Genomic DNA, 18,400 nt, shown 5'->3' with positions numbered 1-18,400 from the left:
AATCCAGGTTAGATTTAACTTACCACTCAGCCCTGCGCTATGCACGAAGCGACGTTCTGATCCCGGATTTTCGTCAGAGCTCGCCGATTTGCGTCCGGGATAGGCTCCGACTTTGCCTTGACCGGCCCCCTGAAGCCCATAAAACGGGAAGCCCGGAAAAGAAGGGCAGCCGAGGGACGAGGCCTGCATGTTCACAAAGATCCTGATCGCCAACCGTGGCGAGATCGCCTGCCGTGTGATCAAGACGGCGCGCAAGATGGGCATCGCCACCGTCGCGGTCTATTCCGACGCCGACCGCGATGCCGTGCATGCCGAAATGGCTGACGAGGCGGTGCATATCGGCCCTTCTCCCGCCGCGCAAAGCTATCTGGCCCCGGAAAAGATCATCGCCGCCTGCAAGGCGACAGGGGCCGAGGCCGTGCATCCCGGCTACGGTTTCCTGTCCGAGCGGGCATCCTTCTGCGAGGCGCTGGAGCAGGAAGGCATCGTCTTCATCGGCCCGAAGCCCAAGGCCATCAAGGCAATGGGCGACAAGATCGAATCGAAGAAGTTCGCCAACGCGGCCAAGGTTTCGACGGTGCCCGGCTGGCTTGGCGTCATCGAAAACGTCGCCCATGCCGAAAAGATCGCCGGCGAAATCGGCTATCCCGTGATGATCAAGGCCTCGGCCGGCGGCGGCGGCAAGGGCATGCGCATCGCCTGGAGCAAGGCCGAGGTGCGCGACGGCTTCGACCGGGCGCGCTCGGAAGCCAAAAGCTCGTTCGGCGATGACCGCGTCTTCATCGAGAAGTTCATCGTCGATCCGCGCCATATCGAAATCCAGGTGCTTGCCGACGCGCATGGCAACACGCTCTATCTCGGCGAGCGCGAATGCTCGATCCAGCGCCGCAACCAGAAGGTCGTAGAGGAGGCGCCGTCGCCGTTCCTCGATCCCAAGACCCGCAAAGCCATGGGCGAGCAGTCTGTGGCGCTGGCCAAGGCGGTCGACTACCAGAGCGCCGGCACGGTCGAATTCATCGTCGATAGCGACAAGAACTTCTATTTCCTGGAAATGAATACGCGCTTGCAGGTCGAGCATCCGGTGACGGAACTGGTCACCGGCATCGACCTGGTCGAGCAGATGATCCGCGTGGCGGCCGGCGAAAAGCTCGCCATCAAACAGGGCGACATCAAGCTGAACGGCTGGGCGGTGGAAAGCCGCCTCTATGCCGAAGACCCGTATCGCAACTTTCTGCCGTCGATTGGCCGGTTGACGAGATACCGGCCGCCGGAAGAGGGGCAATTTGGCGAAATAGTCATCCGCAACGATACTGGCGTCACCGAAGGCTCGGAAATCTCGATGTTCTATGATCCGATGGTCGCCAAGCTGTGCACCTGGGCGCCGACACGGCTTGCGGCAATAGATGCGATGTCGGAAGCGCTGGACAGGTTCGTTGTCGACGGCATCGAGCACAACATACCGTTCCTGGCGGCGCTGATGCAGCATCCGCGCTGGTGGGAAGGGCTGATATCGACCGCTTTCATCGCCGAGGAATACCCAGACGGCTTCGCGCCGATCGTGCCAGACGCCGAGGAGAAAGCGGTGCTGGCCGCGATCGCCACCGCGGTCGAACTGCTGCGCCGCGACCGGCTCGACCGGCTGGGCGGGCGGCTGGCGCCGCATTCCGGCGCCTTGAAACGCGATTGGGCGGTGAAGATCGGCCGGGATTATCTTTCGGTCGCCATCGTCGAAGGCATGATTTCCATTCCGATGGAGCTCGACCTCACAATCGACGGCGACAAGGCACTGAGGGTGACCTCCGACTGGCGGCCGGGCGATCTCATCTGGCGCGGCAAGGTCGGCGGCCGCAAAGTCGCGGCGCAGGTCAGGCCGGTGCTGAACGGGTTCCGCCTTGCCTGGAAAGGCATGTCTGTGACAGCCCGCGCCATGCTGCCGCGCACCGCCGAACTCGAAAGGCTGATGCCGGAAAAAGTGGCGCCGGACACGTCGAAGATGCTGCTCTGCCCGATGCCTGGCCTCGTCGTGTCGATCGCGGTTGCCGAGGGGCAGGAGGTCAAGGCCGGCGAGACGCTGGCTGTGGTCGAGGCGATGAAGATGGAAAACGTGCTGCGCGCCGAGCGCGATCTCATCGTATCGAAGCTCAACGCCAAGCCCGGCGACAGCCTTGCGGTCGATGCGGTAATCATGCAATTCGCGTGAGGCTGAAATCCGCCTCGGCGCCGGCCTGGGACGTTGGAGATTAGCGAAAGCCGAGGTGACGGCCAATCTCCCCCTCGTGGGGGAGATGTCCGGCAGGACAGAGAGGGGCGCGAAGAAACGCGACCTTGCAATGGGTTGGCACGCTCAGTGGAGGAGGGACAGGCGAGGCCGTGAGGAATTCGCTTTTTGCCGTCGTGGCGTATTTTGTTCTTGCTTTGTGCCGGCAGCTATGCTACTAATCTCGGTATGGTGCTAATTGGCTCCAACGACCCGCCCGCTGTGGCGGGTTTTTTGTTTCCGGCCTGAGGTCGGCGGGACAGCGCCCCTCTCTGTCCTGCCGGACATCTCCCCCACGAGGGGGGAGATTGGCAGCTTCAGCGGTTGCTCTAAACTTCCAAAGCTCCAATCGCTTCCGCTGGACTCGTGTTACCCGGTGCCGGACAATACATCTTCATCGACTGAGTCCTTGTGAGGCGGCGCGAAAAAACCATGGCGAATGAGAGACTTCCACGCGATCCCTTGCTGCGCGAGGCCTATGCAAAGGCGTCGCGGGCGGAGCAGGCGGCGCGTCGGTTCATTCATCTGCGCGTGCATTCGGCCTATTCGCTGCTCGAAGGTGCCTTGCAACTCGGCAAGATCGTCGGCCATGCGGTGCAGGATGAATGCCCGGCAATAGCCGTCACCGATACCAACAATCTGTTCGGCGCGCTGGAATTCGCCCAGAAAGCCGGGAAGGACGGCATCCAGCCGATCATCGGCTGCCAGATCGACCTCGCCTTTTCCGGCGAGGCGAGCGACAGCCAGCGCGACCGCAGGCGGCAAGGACCGGAGATGCGGCCCGTCGTACTGATCGCCGCAACCGAGGCCGGTTACAGCAATCTGGTCAGGCTGGTCAGCCGCGTCTACCTCGAGACACCGCCCGGCGAAGCGGTGCATCTGACGACCGAGATGCTGCAGGGCCACTCCGACGGTCTGATCTGCCTTACGGGCGGGCCGCGAGGCCCGATCGGCAATGCCTTGAAAGAGGACCGCCGCGAACTCGCCGAGACCCGGCTCCTGGCGCTCAAGGGCCTGTTCGGCGACCGGCTCTATGTCGAGCTGGAGCGCGTGTCCGGCTACGACCGCACGATCGAGCAGTCGTCGGTCGACCTCGCCTACCGCCACGATCTGCCGCTGGTTGCCACCAACGAGGCGTTTTTCTTTTCTCGTGAAGACTATGAGGCGCATGACGCGCTGATCGCCATCGCCGAAGGCTCCGTGGTTGCGGCCGACAATCGCCGCCGCCTTTCACCCGACCACTTCCTGCGAAGCCAGGCCGATATGGCGAGGCTGTTCGCCGACCTGCCGGAAGCAATCGACAACACCGTCGAGATCGCGCTGCGCTGCTCCTACTATCCGAAGACCCGCAACCCGATCCTGCCGCGCTTTGCCGGCCGCGATGTCGCCGACGCCGACGCAGCGGTTAAAGCGGAGGCGCAGGAGCTTGCCCGGCAGGCGCATGAAGGGCTGGACGCGCGGCTGGCGGCGCATGGGCTCACACCCGGCTACACGGCCGAGCAATATCGCGAGAGGCTGGATTTCGAGCTCGGGGTCATCGAGAAGATGAAATATCCCGGCTATTTCCTGATCGTTGCCGACTTCATCAAATGGGCCAAGGCGCAAGGCATTCCGGTCGGGCCGGGCCGCGGTTCGGGCGCCGGCTCGCTGGTTGCGTATTCGACGACTATCACCGACATCGATCCGCTGCGCTTTTCGCTGCTGTTCGAGCGCTTTCTCAATCCCGACCGCGTGTCGATGCCCGACTTCGACATCGACTTCTGCCAGGACAGGCGCGAGGAGGTCATCCGCTACGTCCAGCAGAAATACGGCCGCGACCAGGTCGGCCAGATCATCACCTTCGGCACGCTGCAGGCGCGCGCGGTGCTGCGCGACGTAGGCCGTGTGCTGCAGATGCCTTATGGTCAGGTCGATAAACTGAGCAAGATGGTGCCGTCGAACCCGGCCAATCCAGTCAAGCTCGCCGACGCCATCGCCAACGAGCCGCGCTTTGCCGAAGAGGCCGAGCGGGAGCCGATCGTGCAAACGCTGCTCGACACGGCGCAGAAACTGGAAGGTCTCTACCGCCACGCCTCGACGCACGCCGCCGGTATCGTCATCGGCGACCGGCCGCTGTGGGAACTGGTGCCGATGTACCGCGATCCGCGCTCGGACATGCCGGTCACACAGTTCAACATGAAGTATGTCGAGCAGGCCGGGCTGGTGAAATTCGACTTCCTTGGGCTGAAGACGCTGACCGTGCTGGACAGGGCGGTCAAGCTGATCCGCCGCCGCGGCATCGAGATCGATCTCGCCCACATTCCGCTCGACGACCCGGAAACCTACGCCATGCTGTCGCGCGGCGAGGTGGTCGGCGTGTTCCAAGTGGAAAGTGCCGGCATGCGCAAGGCGCTGATCGGCATGCGGCCCGACTGTATCGAGGACATCATCGCGCTGGTCGCGCTCTACCGGCCGGGGCCGATGGAGAACATCCCGACCTACAACGCCAGAAAGCACGGCGAGGAGGAGATGGCGTCGATCCACCCGAAGATCGACCATCTCGTCAAGGAGACGCAAGGCGTCATCGTCTACCAGGAACAGGTGATGCAGATCGCGCAGGAGCTTTCCGGCTATTCGCTAGGCGAAGCCGATCTGCTGCGCCGCGCCATGGGCAAGAAAATCCGCGCCGAGATGGACAAGCAGCGCGAGCGCTTTGTTTCCGGTGCGGTCGAGCGCGGCGTCGGCAAGCCGCAAGCCGACTTCATCTTCGACCTGCTGGCAAAGTTTGCCGACTACGGTTTCAACAAATCGCATGCGGCCGCTTATGCCGTCGTCTCCTACCAGACCGCTTATCTGAAGGCGCATGACCCGGTCGAATTCCTGGCGGCATCGATGACGCTCGACATGGGCAATACGGACAAGCTCGCCGATTTCCGCCAGGATGCGCTGCGTCTCGGCATCGAAGTGGTGGCGCCATCGGTGATGACGTCGTTCCGGGATTTCGAGGTCGGCGAGAACCGCATCTTCTATTCGCTGGCCGCGCTCAAGGGCGTCGGCGACGCGGCGGTCGAGCACATCGTCGCCACGCGCGGCGAAAAACCGTTCAAGAGCCTCGCCGATTTCTGCGAAAGGGTCGATCCGAAGATCGTCGGCAAGCGCGTCTTCGAAAGCCTGATTATGGCCGGCGCGCTCGACTGCTTCGGCCTCGACCGCGCGGCGATGATGGCCGGCGTCGAGCGGATGATGGGGCTGGCATCGCTGGCGCAGCAGAATGCCGTCACCGGCCAGCATGACATTTTTGGCGCCTCGCTTGGCGCACAGTCGCAGGCACTCAACCTGCCGGCGACCGACCCCTGGCTCGCCGCCGACCGCCTGCACCGCGAATTCCAGGTGGTTGGATTCTATCTCTCGGCGCATCCGCTCGACGAATACAAGGCGGCGCTGCAGAAAATGCGGGTGCAGACCTGGGGCGAGTTTTCGGCCGCCGTCAAACGCGGTGCTGCCGCCGGCCGGCTTGCCGGCACTGTGACCACAAAGCAGGAACGCAAGACGCGCACCGGCAACAAGATGGGCGTCGTGCAGTTTTCCGACACGTCGGGCCAGTATGAAGCGGTGCTGTTCTCGGAAGGGCTGGCACAATACCGCGACCTCCTCGAACCCGGCCGCTCGGTGGTGATCACCGTTTCGGCCGAGGACAGGCCGGAAGGCGTCAATCTGCGCATCCAGACCGTGCAGTCGCTGGAGGACGAGGCAAGCCGCATCCAGAAAGCGCTGCGCATCTTCGTCAGAAATGACGCACCGGCATCGACAATCCAATCGCAACTTGGGCAGCGTGGCGACAGTCAGGTGAGCATCATCGTCATCAAGGAAGGCGGCGAGGGCGAGGTCGAGATTGAGTTGCCCAACCGCTACCGCGTCTCGCCGCAGATCGCGTCGGCGATGCGCGCTGTGCCAGGCGTGGTGGAAGTGGAGCTGGTGTAGCCGGCTGCCCGGCTGGCAACACTGGACGGCTGGTGGCCCAAACGTTATCGCAGTCGCCATGAATGCAATAGACAAGAGTGGAGCGCAGGATTCTTCAGCCTTGGCGCGGCTCCGCGACATGCTGCGCAAGCTATATCACGGGCGCACAGCGGCGGCGTTCCGGTTTCAGCTTGCGGCTGTTGTCATCGACCTCGCCATCATTGCCTTTTTTATTGCCACGCCGGTGATCTAGAAGTCGTCCTCGTTCCTCTGGCTGGACTACTCCGTGGCAGCACTCGTCGCCGCCGACATGATTGCCCGGCTGCTTGCCTCCAACGACATGCTGCGCCTGATGAGACAGCCGGCGTCGTGGATCGATGCCTTCATCCTGCTGACTCTGCTGATGCCTACGGCGCTGGCCAATCTCGGTTTTTTGCGCATCCTGCGGCTGTGGTCGCTGTCGCGTAGCGGCGCGCTGTGGCGATTTCTCGAGATGCGCGGCTTCAGGCGATGGCGCGAGGCGAGCCGCGCGGTCATCAATTTCCTGACGTTCCTCTTTGTCATCACCGGCTTCGTCTACACCTTCTTCTTCCGCACCGTGGGCGGTCTCGAAGGCTATGTCGATGCGCTGTATTTCACCGTCGCCACAGTTACCACGACCGGTTTCGGTGACATCGTCCTGCCCGGCGTGGCCGGCAAGCTCACCGCGATCGCCACCATGATCATCGGCATATCGCTGTTCGTCAGGCTTGCGCAGGCGCTCTTCCGTCCCACCAAGGTGTTCTTTCCTTGCCCGCAATGCGGGCCGCAGCGGCACGAGCCCGACGCCGTCCATTGCAAGGCCTGTGGGCACGTTCTGAACATACCCGACGATGGCGATTGAATTGCAGGGCTACGATGCTGCCACCTCAGCCGGTTTGGCGGCTTTTTTCTGCAGATTGAGCAGATTGCCGAGCAGGATCAGCAGGGCGCCGCCGGCGGTGAAGGCGTCGATCTGCTCGTGATAAAGCAGCCATCCGATCACCGCCGACAGCGGTACGCGCAAAAAGTCCATTGGCGAGATGACCGTCGCATCGGCATAGACAAGTGCGCGGGCCATGCAGAAATGCGACGACATGCCGGTAAACGCGATCAGCAGGATCCACGGCCAGAGTTCGAGCGGCGGGTTGCGCCATTCGTAAAGCGCCGGGACGAGGCCAAGCACCGACTGGATGATCAGCATCCAGAAGATGATACGCACGACGCTGTCCGTCCGCGTCAGCGACTTGACGAGGACCACCGAGACGCCGAAGCAGACTGCGGCTCCCAGCACGATAACATGCCCCGGATTGACCGCGCCGACGCCCGGACGCACGATGATCATCACGCCGATCAGCCCCAGCACGATTGCCGCAAGCCGTGGCCGGGAAAGCCTTTCGCCGAGGAAAGCGACCGCCAGCAGGGCGGTCCAGATCGGCGTCGTGAATTCGATCGAGATCAGCACCGCAAGCGGGATCAGCGTCAAGGCGTAAAGCCAGGCAGCCTGGCCGGTATAGTGGACGACGTTGCGGGCGATATGGGCCAGCGGACGCCCGGTGCGCATCGCCGGAAAACCGCCTGACATCATGACCAGCGGCAGCAGCATGAAAAAGCCGATCACCGAGCGCAGCTCGAGCACCTGGAAGACGTTGAGCTCTGCCGTCGTGGCCCGGCCGGCGACCGACATCGCCAGGAACGAGGCGATCGACAGCGCCATCCAGAACGCCGCCTTGGGGATCGAGGGTGCGGGTACCATGCGCGCTATGTCGCAAGCCGGCGCTTTCATCGCAACCGCTAGCCGACGCATTCGACTGGGCCAGCCGTGAAGCGTTGCAAACAGTGATGTTGAAGCCGGAACCCGCCGCTGAGGGAAGCGTTGGTCCCTCAGTGTTTGCGTGCTGTGTTTTGGATACCAACGAGGAGCGGTCCGATGAAATCACTCGCACGATTTGTACTTGCCGGCTGCCTGGCGGCCGGGGCCGGCGCAGCGCATGCCGACGATCCGGATTTTCTTCGCTCATTCCAGGGGGATTTCGCCGGCAAGGGCATCGTCAAGGTCACCACCGATGCGCCGACGGTGAATGTCTCCTGTCACTTCAATTCCGACGCGACGTCGAACTCATTGTCGCTCGACGGCAGCTGCCGCGGTCTTATCTTGGTGACGCGCGACATCAGCGCGGACCTCAGGTCCAGCGGGACGAAATACAGCGGCACCTATGTCGGATCGCGCACCGGGCCGGCGCAATTGAGCGGCAGCCGAAAAGGCAACGCAATCAATCTCGGCATCCGCTGGGCCAAGGAGGTCAATGGCGATCGCAAGGCGCAAATGACGGTCGAGAAGAATGGCGAGGACGGCATGCGGCTGACCGTTATCGACGTCGACCCGAAAACCGGCGAGCGCGTGATTACCAGCCGGATCGATCTGCGGCGCACTTAGCACTATCACTCCTCGATCGGTTCGGGCGGGTGCGCATCACGGCCCTTGCCGAAGGTATAGCCGGTTTCCACCGCCCTGCGGCCGAACTTGCCGCGCAGCGTGTCGATGGCGCCTTCGGCCATGGCGCGCTTGCGTGACTTGACGTCGACCAGGTCGGGCGGGTCCGCCCGGTCATCGTCGGAGAGATCGCTGACGCCAATGCCGAGCAGCCGGTATTTCGTGCCATCCGCTTCCTTGTGTAGCAGCTCGAGCCCGGTCTGAAAGATGCGGTCGGCCAGCCGGGTCGGATCGCCGAGCTGGCGATTGCGCGTGCGGATCTTGAAATCCTGGGTCTTCAGCTTGAGGACGACGGTGCGTCCGGCAATGCCGGATTTTTTCAGCCGGGCCGAGACTTTCTCCGCCAGCGCCCTCAGCACCGAAACCAGTTCCTCGACGGAGGCGATGTCGGTGTCGAAAGTGGTTTCCGCCGAGACGCTTTTCGCGTCCTGGTCGGGAACGACGCGGCGGTCGTCCTCGCCGCGCGAAAGCCGGTAGAGCCGGTCGCCCATGACGCCATAGCGGCGCATCAGGTCGCCGCGTTCCATGCGCTGCAGCTGGCCGATGGTGCGGATGCCGTCGCGCTCGAGCGTGGCGGCAAAGGCCTTGCCGACGCCCCAGATCAGCGTCACCGGCTGCTCGGCCAGGAAGCCGATAGCCTCGGCCTCGCCGATCACCGAAAAGCCGCGCGGCTTGCGGAAGTCCGAGGCCACCTTGGCCAGGAACTTGCAATAGGACAGGCCTGCCGAAACGGTGATGCCGATCTCCTTTTCGACGCTGAGAGCGAAGCGCGCCAGCACCACCGCAGGCGGCAGGCCATGCAGGCGCTCGGTGCCGGCGAGGTCGAGGAAGGCCTCATCGATCGAGAGCGGCTCGACCAGCGGCGTCAGCGCCTGCATCATGGCGCGCACCTCGCGGCCGACGCGGACGTATTTTTCCATGTCCGGCGGGAGGACCACCGCGTCCGGGCAGGCTTCGAGCGCCTTGAACATCGGCATTGCCGAGCGCACGCCATGGATGCGGGCGATATAGCAGGCGGTGGAGACGACGCCGCGCTTGCCGCCGCCGATGATCAACGGCCGGTCCTTCAATGCCGGGTTGTCGCGCTTTTCGACCGCCGCGTAGAACGCGTCGCAATCGATATGGGCAAGGCGCAGCCGGTAAAGCTCGGGATGGCGCGCAAGCCGCGGACTGCCGCAGCGCTCGCAACGGCGTGCCTCGCTGCGCTGAAAATTCAGGCAGTCGCGGCAAAAACCGTGTTCGGGATTGTTGACAGGGGCCGCCATCGCTGCGAACATAAAGAGAACAAATGCAATGGTACGTCAGGACGGACGCCACGACAAGGCGGTGGGCCGGGAGAGAGCTCATGAATACGACCATAGCGCCGCTAGTGCCCGAGCTTTGGGCGGATTTCGAAGATCTTTTCGGTAAGCAAGGCGCCTGCTACGGCTGCTGGTGCACACATTTCCGGCTGTCGCCGGCAGCGCGCCGCGCGAGCGACCGGGAGCGCAACAAGGATCATATCAAGGCCCGGATCGAGGCCGGGCCGCCGCCCGGCCTGCTGGCCTTCGAGGGTGGTCAGGCGGTCGGCTGGATGCAGATCGGCCCGCGCGCCGACGTGCCCGAATGGAACAACCAGGGCAGGGGGTCGGCGCCGCTCGACCCCGCCGATGCCACCGATCCCGGCGTCTGGGCGATCTCCTGCTTTTTCATCCGCGCCAGGGCACGCGGCAGGGGCCTGTCGCACCGCCTGGTCACAGGCGGCATCGACTTCGCACGGGAAAATGGTGCCCGGCTGATCGAGGCCTGCCCGATCGATCTATCGAAGGATTCGCGCTCGATCGGGCTGTTCGTCGGCTCGTCGCGGGTCTTCGAAAAGGCCGGGTTCCAGCGATTGGTCGAGCGCAAGCCGGGCCGGCCGCTGGTGCGGCTGGTGCTTTAGGCAATGCCGCGGGCGACATCGATCCGTCCGGCTCGCCTTGCGGTTGTGATGGTAATTCCCTACCAGTGATAGAAACGGTTTGACGGCCGCGAATAAGTGAGGATCGACATGAAGCGCGTTTTGCCACTTGTTTTACTGCTTGCCTGCAGCGGACCGGCCTTCGGCCAAGCGGTCGACAGGCAAGGGGCGAAGCAGCTTTCCGACGATCTGGCGCGCTATATCGGAAAGAAGCTGTTCGATATCGGGTTCGTGAAAATTTCAGTCGACGGCGATGCCTACAAGCTCGCATTCGACTTCAAGCCAGTCACGGATTTGATGGCAAAGCAGCAAGCCTTCAAGTTCGACATCACGCCTTACTTCATCTTGGTCAAGCCGCGCAAAGATGGACACTGGGACGTTTCGGCGGACGTGTCCCCGAAGGGGTCTATCGATTTCGTTGGCCCTGAGGGGGCGCAGCACATCGACTTCTCCGTGTCGGACAACAAGTTCACCGGAGTTTATGACCCCGACCTGGCCGCTTTCGCGAGCGCAACCGGTTCGATGGCTGGCATGACGATGACCACCCGAGAGCCCAAGCAGCAGGCGGATGTCACGGTCGGTCCTGGCACTGCCGTAATAGTTTCGACCAAATCCGCAAACGGCGGCGTCGATTTCACGGTGACGGAAAAAATAACGAACTTCGCCGAAACGATCAAAGTCAACGATCCCAAAAGTGGGTTGAGTTTTCCGGCTGCTGTAAAAGCGCCTGAACTTTCCGTGGATGCGGCCGGCAAGGGTTTGCGGACAAAGCCGCTGCTCGACCTGCTTGCTTTCATCGTGGCGACTGATGATGCAGCCAAATTCAAGGCGGATGGGGCGGAGTTCAAATCGCTTCTGACGGCAGCACTGCCGTTGTGGGAGCGGATCGACGGCACCTACGGCTTCAAGGACCTTGTGGTGGAGAGTCCGGTCGGCAAGTTCGGTGCGACGCAACTGAATACCGCTGTCGGCATGGACGGCATCGCCAAGGAAGGCAAGATCAACTACGCGTTCAAGGTTTCCGGCCTAACAATACCGCAGCAGGTGCTGCCCAGCTGGAGCGTTGCGTTGCTGCCGACGGATATCGACCTCAACTTCGGCGGCGCCAACATCGATCTGGACAGCATGGTGAAGAAAACCATCGAAACCCTTGATTTCAGCAAGGATCCACCGCTGCCGGCAGATTTCGGCAACCAGATCTCCGCCGATTTCCTGGCCAAGACGCCAAAGGCCATTCTCGGACACAGCACGATCAAGAACGGCAACATCGAGATTGCGATGGAAGGCGAGATGACCTTCCCCGGCAAGAAGCCGCGTGCGGACGTGACAATCGACATCACCGGCTACGACAAGATCGTGGAGACCTTGCAGACGGCGGCGAAGACGGACCCGCAGGCCGCGCAGTATTTTACCGGCGCGCTGGCGATCAAAGGGTTCGGCAAGACGCTGCCGGACGGCCGGCTTGAATGGGTGATCAACACCAAAGCCGACGGTTCGGTGACGGTCAACGGCGCCATGCTGAAGCCGGCCGACCCCGTTGGGACGGACAACAGTGGGGAAGAGGCAACGCCATAAAGCACCAGCAGCGGCCCATCGTCGGCGGCAGGTTCTTCGATCTGCCCGCAGTCTCGGGATCGTCGCCTATATCGAATGCTCATGATTGTCGTCGCCGAGCGGCAGCGCCCGCAACGCCTTGCCCACTGCGGCCGGCGGAGTGCCGGTCTCCTCGGAAAAACGCATCAGCGTCGGCTCGTGGGCGAGGATGAACTGCAGCACGCCGGCCAGGAATCCCGGCTCGTCGGCCGCCCGGCGGATCGAATGCGCCTCGATGCCGGTGATCGCCAGGAAGCGGGGCAGAAGTTCCGGATCGGCGGCGACGAAGCCCAACGCCTTTACGGCAATGGTTTCGGCTTCCTCGCGCATTGACGCTGCGTTTGCCATCGCTACCTTCCTTCGTGGGCGGAATAGTTCTGTTTTCGCAGTAGTGGCAAGTGTTGCCGGCAGCAAGCTCGCCGACCTGGAATCCGAACGCTTTTCGGGCGGCCGGTTTCCGTTTCGTCAATCATATTGCCGTATAGTGGGAACAGGTTTGGTGCGTGCCGACAAGGGGCGCATGACGGCGCCCTTCGAGTGGAAGGCCAGCCGGGACGGGAAATCGATGCCTAAAAAGGTTATGATCGTCGAGGACAATGAGCTCAACATGAAGCTCTTTCGCGACCTGATCGAAGCGAGCGGCTACGAGACGGTGCGTACACGCAACGGCCTGGAAGCGCTGGATCTGGCGCGGCAGCACAGGCCGGACCTCATCCTGATGGACATCCAGCTGCCCGAAGTGTCCGGCCTCGAGGTGACCAAATGGTTGAAGGAGGACGATGATCTGCACGTCATCCCGGTCATCGCCGTCACCGCCTTCGCGATGAAGGGCGACGAGGAGCGCATTCGCCAGGGCGGCTGCGAGGCATATATCTCCAAGCCGATCTCGGTGCCGCGTTTCATCGAAACCATCAAATCCTACCTGGGCGATGCCTGATGTATCTTTCCAGCCGAGCCGGAGCTTTGTGAAATGACCGCGCGGATCCTCGTCGTCGACGACATCCCAGCAAACGTCAGGCTGCTGGAGGTTCGGCTGCTCGCCGAATATTTCGAGGTCCTGACCGCTACCAACGGGCCGGATGCGATCGAGATCTGCGAAAACGGCAAGGTCGACGTCGTGCTGCTCGACGTGATGATGCCTGACATGGACGGGTTCGAGGTCTGCCGGCGGCTGAAGGGCGACCCGGCGACATCGCACATCCCGGTCGTGATGATCACCGCGCTCGACCAGGTTTCGGACCGGGTGCGCGGCCTCGAGGCCGGCGCCGACGATTTTTTGACCAAGCCGGTCAACGATCTGCAGCTGATGACGCGCGTCAAGAGCCTGGTCAGGCTGAAGTCGCTGACCGACGAGCTGCGGCTGCGCGCCTCGACGACGCGCAATATCGGCATCGAGGAGCTTTTGAGCCGCAACTTCGCGGCCGACGACGCGGTGCCGAAGGTGCTGCTGGTCGATGAGCGCAAATCCTCCTTCGAGCGCATCCAGAAGATGCTGCGCGGCAGCGCCGATCTCGACATCGCCACCGATCCGCATGCCGGCTTCTTCCAGGCTGCCGAGTTGCCCTACGAATGCGTGATGATTTCGACGGCCTTCGCCGATTTCGACCCGCTGAGGCTCTGCTCGCAATTGCGCTCGCTCGATCGCACCCGTTTCCTGCCAATCATCCTTCTGGCGGACGAGGGCGAGGAGGGGCGCATCATCCGCGGCCTCGAACTCGGCATCAACGACTATCTGATGCGGCCGATCGACCAGCAGGAGCTGACCGCGCGGCTGCGCACGCAGGTGCGCCGCAAGCGCTACAACGACCAGCTTCGCGCCAGCGTCACCCAGACCATCGAGATGGCGGTGACCGATGCCCTGACCGGCCTGCACAACCGCCGCTATCTCGACAGCCATCTGCAGACGCTGTTCGACCGCGCCGTGGCACGGCGCCGGCCGCTGTCGGTGATGATCACCGATCTGGACCGCTTCAAGACCATCAACGATGCGCATGGCCATGACGGCGGCGATGACGTGCTGCGCGAATTCGCCCGGCGGCTGCGCAAGAATGTGCGCGGCATCGACCTTGCCTGCCGCTTCGGTGGCGAGGAGTTCGTCGTGGTGATGCCGGACACGGACGGTGCGGTAGCCGAAAAGGTCGCCGAGCGCATTCGCGCCGAAATCGCCCAACTGCCGTTTGCCGTCGGCGCAGAAGGAAAGGCCATCGAAGTCACCGTCAGTGTCGGCGTGTCGTCGGTGCTGAAAGGGGTGGACACGGTCGCGGCGCTAATGAAACGCGCCGACCTCGCGCTCTACGAGGCCAAGAGCGGCGGCCGCAATCGCGTCGTCGCCAAGGCGGCATAGCCCGGACACCAATTAGCCAGCCAACGCGACAAGGTTACGAATTTACCTTAATCCAAGCGATTTGCGAGGCTTGGTTAAGAAACTGTTGATTTTCATAAGTTGGTGCGCAAATGTGCAGCCCTTAGACGTAACCGGCACGAGGCTAGATCGCCGGTTCGACCCGAAGAATACCCCATGATGCTCAGGTCCGCCGCATCTCCTGGGTCCGTGGGGTCGGCCGGCCGGCGCTGGCACATAGGGGCCTCCTCGTACCGCTGCCAAACGCCGGCCGGCCCCCAATTTCAAAACACATCAGGACTCTGTGTCAGCATCCAGAAAATGCTGGCTTTTTGCCGTGACAGGTAGGCCGCCTTTTGATCAGCACGCTGGGGCGGTACGCATGTGCCTGCAGCCGATTGACAGAGCCTGTCTTCTATGCAGAAATTGGTTGGACCATTGAGCCATTTTTGGTGACCCGTTGGCATGACCGAATTCGGCCTTTCGCCCATACAGGCAACTGCTCGCGACGACGCGGTGCTCAAGGCCCTGGCCGGCTTTGTGATGCGGGAAGCCCTCGGGCCCGGCCAGAGACTGCCGACCGAACGCATCCTTGCCGAGCGCCTCAAGGTGAGCCGCAACACCGTGCGCGAGGCGCTGACGCGCTGGGAAGGGCTCGGCCTGGTCGAGCGGCGGCAAGGCAGCGGCACTTATCTCAAGGGAGTGGTGTCGCTGGACATGCTGCACATGCCGCTGACGCTGGCCGGCGGCAATGATTTCACCAGCCTGATGCAGACGCTGGAAATCCGCCGCGCGCTGGAGGCGGAAGCAGCCGCCCTTTGCGCCGTTCGCGCCGGCCAGGCAAATCTCGTCGAGATCGGGCGCAAGCTCGACATTATGGAGCAGGCCTTCCACACGCGCGCCGGCATGTCGGCGGAGGAGGACTGGGAATTCCACCAGTCGATCTACCGCGCTTCCGGCAATCCGCTGTTCGAGCAGATCATCGCCGCCATGCACGAGCTGTTCCACCGTTTCTGGGAACATCCGCTCGGCGTGCGCGACTTCGGCCACGCCAGCTTCCCTTATCACCGCACCATCTTCGAACGCATCGCCGCGCACGATCCGGAGGGAGCCCGGGCCGAGGCGCTGAAGCTGATCGCCACCGTCGAGGACGATCTGAAACGCGGTGCGGCCAAACTCAAACTCTCAGGCCAGAAATGAACGACCATCCCGCCGGTTTCGAAAACGACTATCTCGCCGAGGCTGCGACGCTTCTCGCCCATGACGAGCCTTTTCCCGGCGGTGCGGTGGTCCCGCCGATCTACCAGACTTCGCTCTTCACCTTCGCCAATTATGCCGAGATGGCCGACACATTCGCCGGCAGGCGACGCCAGCCGATCTATTCGCGCGGTGACAACCCGACGGTGATGGAGTTCGAGGCGCGTGTCGCCGCCCTCGAAGGCGCGCAAGCCGCGCGCGGCTTTTCCAGCGGCATGGCAGCGATCAGCGCCACGGTGCTTGCTTTCGTCGGTGCCGGCGAGCGCATGGTTGTCGTGCGCAACTGCTACGGCGATGCCTACCGGCTGTTCGAACGGCTGTTGCCTCGGCTCAACATCAAGGTCGACTATGTCGACGGTTCCGATCCGGACGCGGTCGCCGCAGCACTTCCCGGCGCCAAGCTGCTCTACCTGGAAAGCCCGACGTCGATGATGTTCGAGCTCCAGGACATAACGCATCTGGCACGGCTGGCCAAAGAGCAGGGCATCATCACCTCGATCGACAATTCCTGGGCGACGCCGGTGTTCCAGAAGCCGATTTCACACGGTGTCGACCTGGTGCTGCATTCTGCCTCGAAATATCTCGGCGGCCACAGCGACACAGTCGCCGGCGTGGTGGCCGGTTCGGCTGCCCATATCCGACACATCAACGAGCAGACCTATTCCTATCTCGGCGGCAAGCTTTCGCCTTTGGAGGCCTGGCTTTTGCTGCGCGGGCTGCGCACATTGCCGCTGCGGTTGCCGCACCACATGAAGAGCGGGCTGACCATCGCCGAGCGGCTGAAGGCGCATGGCCATGTCGAGCGGGTCAACCACCCGGCCTATTCCAACCATCCAGGCAAGGCGACGCTTGCCGGCTATGCCGGGCTGTTCTCATTCGAAGTGACGGAAGACGTCGACATCCCGGCTTTCGTCGATGCGCTGAAACTCTTTCGCATCGGCGTCAGCTGGGGCGGCCATGAGAGCCTGGTCGTTCCGGCAAAGGCCTCGCTCGAGCAGACGCCGGGCCTGAATTCGATGGCGCGCTTCGGCGTCAGCCCGCGAACCATCCGCTTCAGTGTCGGATTGGAAAGTGTCGAAGACCTGTGGGCGGATGTCGCCCAGGCCTTCGACAGAGCAAAAAGATAAAAGGAGCCGTTCAAAATGGGAGTGCTGAACATGAAAAAACTGAGCATCCTTCTTGGTGCCGTCGCGGGTCTCGCGATTTCCGCCGGCAGCGTGCTGGCCGATTCCACCATCAAGATGGTCGAGGTCATTACCAGCCCGCCGCGTACCGAATTCCTCAAGAAGCAAATCGCCGAGTTCGAGACGGCCAATCCGGGCGTCAAGGTCGAGCTCGTATCGCTGCCTTGGGGCCAGGCGTTCGAGAAGTTCCTCACCATGGTGCAGGCCGGCGACACGCCCGACATCGTCGAGATGCCGGAACGCTGGATGGGCCTCTACGCGACCAACGGCCAGCTCGAGGACCTCGGGCCATACATGGCCAAATGGGACGATGCCAAAACGCTGGGCGAGCGCGCCAAGCAGTTCGGCTCGACGGTCGACAACAAGCAGTACATGATCCCTTACGGCTATTATCTGAACGCGCTGTTCTGGAACAAGAAGCTGTTCAAGGAGGCCGGCCTGGACGGTCCGCCGTCGACGCTCGACGAATTCGTCGAGGACTCCAAGAAGATCTCGGCGATACCGGGCAAATACGGCTACTGCCTGCGCGGTGGCCCGGGCGCCTTCAACGGCATGCACATGTTCATGAACATTGCCGCTGGTAAGGGCGGCTATTTCAACGAGGACGGCACCTCGACCATCAACGAGGAAGGCTCGGTCAAGGGCCTGCAGATGCTCGCCGACATGTACAAGAATGGCCTGGCGCCGAAAGATGCGGTGAGCTGGGGTTTTAACGAGACCGTCACCGGCTTCTATAGTGGCACCTGCGCCATGCTGAACCAGGATCCCGACGCGCTGCTCGGCATCGCCGACAAGATGAGCGCCGACGACTTCGCCGTGGCGCCGATGCCGGTCGGGCCGAGCGGCAAATCCTATCCGACGCTCGGTTATGCCGGCTGGGCGATGTTCGCCAATTCCCAGCACAAGGACGATGCCTGGAAGCTGATGGCGACGCTGTTGTCGCCCAAGGACAATCTGGAATGGGCAAAGGAAGTCGGCGTCATTCCGATCCACAACGGCGCCGACCAGGACGCTCACTTCAGGACCGAGCAGTTCAAGGGCTGGTTCGAAGAACTGAACAACGGCGACAAATACGAGATGGTGACGCCGCCGACGCATCTGGAAAACCTCGGCAATTTCGTCGACCAGGTGGCGATCAAGAATTTTCAGGAAGTGCTGCTTGGCCAGAAGGCGGCCAAGGACGTGGCCGACGAATGGGCCAAGTTCCTGACCAAGGAACAGCAGGACTGGCTGGCCAAGAACAAGAAATAGCTTTTCTTCCTTCTCCCCGTTCACGGCAGGGCTATCGCATATGAGTGATGGCATTGATGAGATAGTCGTCGTTCCAGGCGCATTTCTTGATGCGATGGCTGATGGGAACTTTGGCAGCATCGGCGGC

13 protein-coding genes and 1 pseudogene are annotated in these 18,400 nt (G+C 62.6%); 11 read left to right on the top strand and 3 right to left on the bottom strand.

Annotated features, from left to right (window positions below):
* The first annotated feature begins 187 nt into the window (after positions 1–187).
* The 3 genes and pseudogenes from NKH37_RS15160 (at position 188) to NKH37_RS15150 (ending at position 7,079) form a co-directional block, all read left to right on the top strand.
* The gene (locus NKH37_RS15160; RefSeq protein WP_353005365.1) at positions 188–2,200 is read left to right on the top strand and encodes an acetyl-CoA carboxylase biotin carboxylase subunit; all 2,013 of its coding nucleotides are present in this window, start codon (positions 188–190) and stop codon (positions 2,198–2,200) included.
* Between the two features lie 489 nt (positions 2,201–2,689).
* Positions 2,690–6,217: a DNA polymerase III subunit alpha gene (gene dnaE / locus NKH37_RS15155; protein ID WP_353005364.1), complete on the top strand. Its 3,528-nt coding sequence runs from the start codon at positions 2,690–2,692 to the stop codon at positions 6,215–6,217.
* Positions 6,218–6,275: 58 nt separating this feature from the next.
* A pseudogene (locus NKH37_RS15150) lies at positions 6,276–7,079 on the top strand (ion channel).
* A gap of 9 nt (positions 7,080–7,088) precedes the next feature.
* On the opposite strand, the gene NKH37_RS15145 reads toward NKH37_RS15150, so the two are convergent.
* Positions 7,089–7,970, bottom strand: coding sequence for a DMT family transporter (locus tag NKH37_RS15145; protein ID WP_353005363.1), 882 nt, complete (start codon positions 7,968–7,970; stop codon positions 7,089–7,091).
* 174 nt (positions 7,971–8,144) lie between these two features.
* Between NKH37_RS15145 and NKH37_RS15140 the strand changes: the two genes are divergently transcribed.
* Positions 8,145–8,651: a hypothetical protein gene (locus NKH37_RS15140; RefSeq protein ID WP_353005361.1), complete on the top strand. Its 507-nt coding sequence runs from the start codon at positions 8,145–8,147 to the stop codon at positions 8,649–8,651.
* 5 nt (positions 8,652–8,656) lie between these two features.
* On the opposite strand, the gene NKH37_RS15135 is transcribed toward NKH37_RS15140, so the two are convergent.
* On the bottom strand, positions 8,657–9,985 hold the full coding sequence (locus NKH37_RS15135; RefSeq protein WP_352482192.1) for a DNA polymerase IV: 1,329 nt from the start codon (positions 9,983–9,985) through the stop codon (positions 8,657–8,659).
* Positions 9,986–10,053: 68 nt separating this feature from the next.
* Between NKH37_RS15135 and NKH37_RS15130 the strand changes: the two genes are divergently transcribed.
* Together NKH37_RS15130 and NKH37_RS15125 are read left to right on the top strand one after the other, a co-directional pair.
* Positions 10,054–10,629 carry a GNAT family N-acetyltransferase gene (locus NKH37_RS15130; protein WP_023720117.1) on the top strand — a complete coding sequence of 192 codons (576 nt, stop codon included), beginning with the start codon at positions 10,054–10,056 and terminating at the stop codon, positions 10,627–10,629.
* A 108-nt stretch (positions 10,630–10,737) separates the two neighbouring features.
* Positions 10,738–12,222 (top strand): hypothetical protein, encoded by a 1,485-nt coding sequence (locus tag NKH37_RS15125; RefSeq protein WP_353005360.1) that lies wholly within the window; start codon positions 10,738–10,740, stop codon positions 12,220–12,222.
* A gap of 66 nt (positions 12,223–12,288) precedes the next feature.
* Here NKH37_RS15125 and NKH37_RS15120 read toward each other — a convergent pair whose 3' ends face one another.
* Positions 12,289–12,588, bottom strand: a complete 300-nt coding sequence (locus NKH37_RS15120; protein WP_352706585.1) for a DUF3572 domain-containing protein — start codon at positions 12,586–12,588, stop codon at positions 12,289–12,291.
* 172 nt (positions 12,589–12,760) lie between these two features.
* Here NKH37_RS15120 and NKH37_RS15115 point away from each other — a divergent pair, with 172 nt between their 5' ends.
* From NKH37_RS15115 to NKH37_RS15095, 5 genes are all read left to right on the top strand, one after another.
* Complete coding sequence (locus tag NKH37_RS15115) at positions 12,761–13,177, top strand: response regulator (RefSeq protein WP_348625950.1); 417 nt, start codon at positions 12,761–12,763, stop codon at positions 13,175–13,177.
* A gap of 33 nt (positions 13,178–13,210) precedes the next feature.
* On the top strand, positions 13,211–14,584 hold the full coding sequence (locus NKH37_RS15110) for a PleD family two-component system response regulator (RefSeq protein ID WP_353005359.1): 1,374 nt from the start codon (positions 13,211–13,213) through the stop codon (positions 14,582–14,584).
* Between the two features lie 462 nt (positions 14,585–15,046).
* Positions 15,047–15,781 carry a FadR/GntR family transcriptional regulator gene (locus NKH37_RS15105; protein WP_352908349.1) on the top strand — a complete coding sequence of 245 codons (735 nt, stop codon included), beginning with the start codon at positions 15,047–15,049 and terminating at the stop codon, positions 15,779–15,781.
* Complete coding sequence (locus NKH37_RS15100; protein ID WP_353005358.1) at positions 15,778–16,965, top strand: PLP-dependent transferase; 1,188 nt, start codon at positions 15,778–15,780, stop codon at positions 16,963–16,965. Before NKH37_RS15105 ends, NKH37_RS15100 begins: the two co-directional genes overlap by 4 nt.
* Before the next feature lie 30 nt (positions 16,966–16,995).
* Positions 16,996–18,273: an ABC transporter substrate-binding protein gene (locus tag NKH37_RS15095; protein WP_023720111.1), complete on the top strand. Its 1,278-nt coding sequence runs from the start codon at positions 16,996–16,998 to the stop codon at positions 18,271–18,273.
* The last annotated feature ends 127 nt before the right edge of the window (positions 18,274–18,400 follow it).

Source organism: Mesorhizobium sp. M1217 (genome assembly GCF_040318275.1).
In the GTDB taxonomy this organism is placed as follows: domain Bacteria; phylum Pseudomonadota; class Alphaproteobacteria; order Rhizobiales; family Rhizobiaceae; genus Mesorhizobium.
The sequence above is the reverse complement of the archived record's forward strand: the minus strand, read 5'-3'. Positions and strand labels throughout refer to the sequence as shown.

Bases quoted from the DNA above. Each gene is read 5' to 3' on its own strand.
- NKH37_RS15160 (WP_353005365.1), top strand. From the start codon at position 188: ATGTTCACAAAGATCCTGATCGCCAACCGTGGCGAGATCGCCTGCCGT.
- dnaE (WP_353005364.1), top strand. From the start codon at position 2,690: ATGGCGAATGAGAGACTTCCACGCGATCCCTTGCTGCGCGAGGCCTAT.
- NKH37_RS15145 (WP_353005363.1), bottom strand. From the start codon at position 7,970: ATGGTACCCGCACCCTCGATCCCCAAGGCGGCGTTCTGGATGGCGCTG.
- NKH37_RS15140 (WP_353005361.1), top strand. From the start codon at position 8,145: ATGAAATCACTCGCACGATTTGTACTTGCCGGCTGCCTGGCGGCCGGG.
- NKH37_RS15135 (WP_352482192.1), bottom strand. From the start codon at position 9,985: ATGTTCGCAGCGATGGCGGCCCCTGTCAACAATCCCGAACACGGTTTT.
- NKH37_RS15130 (WP_023720117.1), top strand. From the start codon at position 10,054: ATGAATACGACCATAGCGCCGCTAGTGCCCGAGCTTTGGGCGGATTTC.
- NKH37_RS15125 (WP_353005360.1), top strand. From the start codon at position 10,738: ATGAAGCGCGTTTTGCCACTTGTTTTACTGCTTGCCTGCAGCGGACCG.
- NKH37_RS15120 (WP_352706585.1), bottom strand. From the start codon at position 12,588: ATGGCAAACGCAGCGTCAATGCGCGAGGAAGCCGAAACCATTGCCGTA.
- NKH37_RS15115 (WP_348625950.1), top strand. From the start codon at position 12,761: ATGACGGCGCCCTTCGAGTGGAAGGCCAGCCGGGACGGGAAATCGATG.
- NKH37_RS15110 (WP_353005359.1), top strand. From the start codon at position 13,211: ATGACCGCGCGGATCCTCGTCGTCGACGACATCCCAGCAAACGTCAGG.
- NKH37_RS15105 (WP_352908349.1), top strand. From the start codon at position 15,047: ATGACCGAATTCGGCCTTTCGCCCATACAGGCAACTGCTCGCGACGAC.
- NKH37_RS15100 (WP_353005358.1), top strand. From the start codon at position 15,778: ATGAACGACCATCCCGCCGGTTTCGAAAACGACTATCTCGCCGAGGCT.
- NKH37_RS15095 (WP_023720111.1), top strand. From the start codon at position 16,996: ATGAAAAAACTGAGCATCCTTCTTGGTGCCGTCGCGGGTCTCGCGATT.